The 3168-nt window shown below is 57.1% G+C and carries 5 protein-coding genes; 3 read left to right on the top strand and 2 right to left on the bottom strand.

The window, feature by feature from the left end; translation table 11 throughout:
- Window positions 1-157: 157 nt before the first annotated feature.
- Both MK745_RS19815 and MK745_RS19595 read right to left on the bottom strand, forming a co-directional pair.
- Window positions 158-292 (bottom strand): hypothetical protein, encoded by a 135-nt coding sequence (locus MK745_RS19815; protein WP_279391868.1) that lies wholly within the window; start codon window positions 290-292, stop codon window positions 158-160.
- A gap of 121 nt (window positions 293-413) precedes the next feature.
- Window positions 414-782, bottom strand: a complete 369-nt coding sequence (locus MK745_RS19595) for a phosphoglycerate kinase (protein WP_243614853.1) — start codon at window positions 780-782, stop codon at window positions 414-416.
- Between the two features lie 629 nt (window positions 783-1411).
- Here MK745_RS19595 and MK745_RS19600 point away from each other — a divergent pair.
- From MK745_RS19600 to MK745_RS19610, 3 genes are all read left to right on the top strand, one after another.
- Complete coding sequence (locus MK745_RS19600; RefSeq protein WP_243614854.1) at window positions 1412-1876, top strand: excisionase family DNA-binding protein; 465 nt, start codon at window positions 1412-1414, stop codon at window positions 1874-1876.
- Complete coding sequence (locus MK745_RS19605) at window positions 1873-2442, top strand: PIN domain-containing protein (RefSeq protein ID WP_243614855.1); 570 nt, start codon at window positions 1873-1875, stop codon at window positions 2440-2442. The genes MK745_RS19600 and MK745_RS19605 overlap by 4 nt, the downstream gene beginning before the upstream one ends.
- A 160-nt stretch (window positions 2443-2602) precedes the next feature.
- On the top strand, window positions 2603-3046 hold the full coding sequence (locus tag MK745_RS19610) for an AAA family ATPase (protein ID WP_243614856.1): 444 nt from the start codon (window positions 2603-2605) through the stop codon (window positions 3044-3046).
- The last annotated feature ends 122 nt before the right edge of the window (window positions 3047-3168 follow it).

Genomic DNA, 3168 nt, shown 5'->3' on the forward strand with positions numbered 1-3168 from the left:
CTGACGCTCGGTGAGGATAGTACGATGCGCCATGTTTTTGAACTCTGTGAGGAACTGGGGATCAAACCGGTCACACTCTACCGGCATGTCGTTTCCAACGGCAATCTATGCGATCTCGGAAAACGAGTTCTCGAAGCTTAGCGTAGGATTCTGCACTCTACGGCATCAGACCCCTATGTGCCTCGGACACCGCTTTGCGCGGGTTCAGATCGGAGATGTAGAGCATCTCCAAGGGGATTTGCAGGATCGCGGCGCTGGTTGTGTCTGCTTGGATGGTCTGCTGCTTGGTCATTGGATAGTCCTTTCGGATGGATGTCAGGCCCGCTCGGAGCGCCGCTCAGGCGCTCGGCGGCCGATTTGTTGACGGGGTAGGGGAGGGGGCCGGGCCGCTTGAGGCTCCGGCCCTGATGGCATCACCACCAGCAGGAATAGATCACGGTCGATCCCTGCGCGATCTCAGCCCGCGCCCATGCGCAGAACTCGAGATCGTAATCGCGGGACTCAGCCGCCACTTCGTCTTGGAACTGATGCCCATAAAAGAACCCGCCGTCGCAATGGGGCAGGGCGCTTCCCTTCACCGCCTGTTCCAGCGTGTCGATGTCGGTGGATTCCAGTTTCAACTCACCACAATTCAGATCTGAGACGGAAAGCCCGGTCTTCTCGGTGTAGAGTCCCTCCATGAAGGTCTGTAGCTTGGAATGCTTGCGCCAGACGAATTTCGGGCTTTCGCCCTCATCGCCGCTCTCGGGTGTTTTGACATATGCGTATTGATCAAGGCCCATGGCCTGCTCCTTTCGTGGTTAGAGCGGCGCGGTGCTCGTTTTCTCCGACCGTTTGAACTTGGCCCGCTTCCGCCAGTAGCGGAGGCCTCGACTGATCTGTCAGTCCGAAAAGCCCCCGTGCTTTTCGGCTGGGCAGAGCAGGTGAGGGCGATAGCCCGTCCTGCGGCCGGACGGGGACCCGACACAGGGGGCCGGAGCGGTGAAATCGGGAGGGACCCGCGCACCCGCGTGGGAGGAACCGGATTTCTCCGCGGAGGCTGGCGCGGCAAGCGACACCAGAGCCCCTGTTCGGGGCGCCGGCCGGATGGCAGGCGGAATTCTTCATTGGAAACCTGCCAGCCGGGTCAGAGCGGAGCGGAGACCCGGCTGACCTCTGACTCAAGCGATCGCGGTCTCGCCCGCGATTTCATCTGAGACATGCACGAAGGATCGTATCCAGAATTGGCGGAGACGCCACTTGGCGGCTCCGGGCGCAGCCAAGAGCCTGGTCAGCGCCAGAGCGCTGGCGTGCCAAACCAATCATTCCAAACAACCAGATTCATCACACAACGCACGAACTACACTTAATTCATTTGTTGCATTTATTGCGTTTAGACCTATATTAAGGTTCGCAGCAAAGGAGAACACCGATGAACATGATGGCTCACCGGCAATTGCCCCCGAGCGCCCAGGAGGCCGCAATCGCACGCGCATCCGGGCAGCTCCTGTCGCGCTATGCACGGAGCAAGGCGCCTCTCAAGCTGCGCGTTACCGATGGGGAGCAGGCCGAACCGATTGAACTGCCGGCAGGCGCCGTCGCGCTTCTCATGGATATTCTGGAAGCCATGGCAGCGGGGCAGGGGGTCACGATCATTCCCGAGAATGCCGAGCTGACCACGGTTCAGGCCGCAGATGTGTTGAATGTCTCCCGCCCGTTTCTGATCAAGCTTCTGGATGAGCAGAAAATCCCGCACCGCAAGGTGGGAAAGCACCGCCGGATCCGGATGGAAGATGTAATGACCTACAAGGCCTCCATCGATGCCGAACGGGAAAGCGTGCTCGACCAGCTGGCCACTGAAGCGCAAGAGCAGGATATGGGTTACGGCAAACCATGAGCCACTATACGGCGCTTCTCGACGCCAACGTTCTCTATCCGGCACCGATGCGTGACGTGTTCATGCAGCTCGCCGTGACCGATATCTTCAAGGCCAAATGGTCGGAAGACATTCACCACGAGTGGATCGATGCTCTGATGCGCAACGAGCCGCACAGAGACCGCGGAGCACTCGAACGAACACGTGATCTGATGAACCAGGCGACACGGGATTGCCTGGTTACGGGTTACTACGCTCTGATCCCTTCGCTCGAGCTCCCTGACCCCAATGATCGGCATGTCCTTGCGGCAGCCATCGTCGGCCGATGCGATGTAATCGTGACGCAGAACCTGAAGGATTTCCCCGAGAACGCCCTTGAACCGTACGGTATCGAAACACTGCACCCGGACGACTTCCTCAGCAACCACCTCGCACTTGCACCGGGCCTGTTCTGTTCAGCTCTTCGCAAGGTCCGCGCGCGCCTGAAGAACCCGCAATACTCAGCCGAAGACTACCTCGCCATCCTCACCCAGCAGGGCTTGGTAGCAACAGCAGCCGAGTTGGAGCAATTCAGAGATCTGTTATGAGACAATGGCGGATGGACGAAGCCGCTTACGCAGCAACGACCCTAGTGCCTAGTTCCGTTTCACCAAAAATCTACAGGTGAATTTTTCATTCGCACGATCAAGTCCCGTTGACTGCATGGTCTCCACCGGTGCAACTTTTAGGAATATCTTGGAGTATACTATGCGACTTATTGGTTTAACTGTTCAGAACTTCCGTTGCTACGCTGAACCCATTTCGGTTCGATTTGATGATCTGACGGCGTTGGTGGGAAGGAATGACGTAGGAAAATCGTCCTTAATGGACGCGTTGGCGATCTTTTTTGGGGCAGCTAAGCCAGACAAGGATGACGCGAGCAAATTGGGCAATCCAAAAGAAATGCGCATAACGTGCGAGTTCGATCAACTTCCCGAACAGCTCATTGTTGATACAGATTACCCAACCACTCTTACAGCTGAACACCTAACTAGCCCGGCGGGCACCTTAATCATCGAAAAGACTTACAACGGGAGTATAGGCACACCGAGTGTCACATCCATTGTGGCTCTTGCTGAACACCCAACCACCAAAAGCTTCGACGACCTACTGTCACTCAAGAAAGCGGACCTAGCGAAACGCGCCGCCTGATCCTCCCCCACTGAAGTGGTCCTCCGCTATGTTTAGGAAAACGGAGGAAACACATGGCCAACAAGCGACCGAAGCCGGAAGAGATTGTCACGAAGTTAAGGCAGGTTGAGGTTCTGACGGGG

The organism is Shimia aestuarii, from assembly GCF_022814865.1.
Lineage (GTDB): Bacteria > Pseudomonadota > Alphaproteobacteria > Rhodobacterales > Rhodobacteraceae > Shimia > Shimia aestuarii_A.

What these genes read in the sequence shown, in the direction of transcription:
- MK745_RS19600 (WP_243614854.1), top strand. Translation starts at nt 1,412, where the DNA reads ATGAACATGATGGCTCACCGGCAATTGCCCCCGAGCGCCCAGGAGGCC.
- MK745_RS19605 (WP_243614855.1), top strand. Translation starts at nt 1,873, where the DNA reads ATGAGCCACTATACGGCGCTTCTCGACGCCAACGTTCTCTATCCGGCA.
- MK745_RS19815 (WP_279391868.1), bottom strand. Translation starts at nt 292, where the DNA reads ATGACCAAGCAGCAGACCATCCAAGCAGACACAACCAGCGCCGCGATC.
- MK745_RS19610 (WP_243614856.1), top strand. Translation starts at nt 2,603, where the DNA reads ATGCGACTTATTGGTTTAACTGTTCAGAACTTCCGTTGCTACGCTGAA.
- MK745_RS19595 (WP_243614853.1), bottom strand. Translation starts at nt 782, where the DNA reads ATGGGCCTTGATCAATACGCATATGTCAAAACACCCGAGAGCGGCGAT.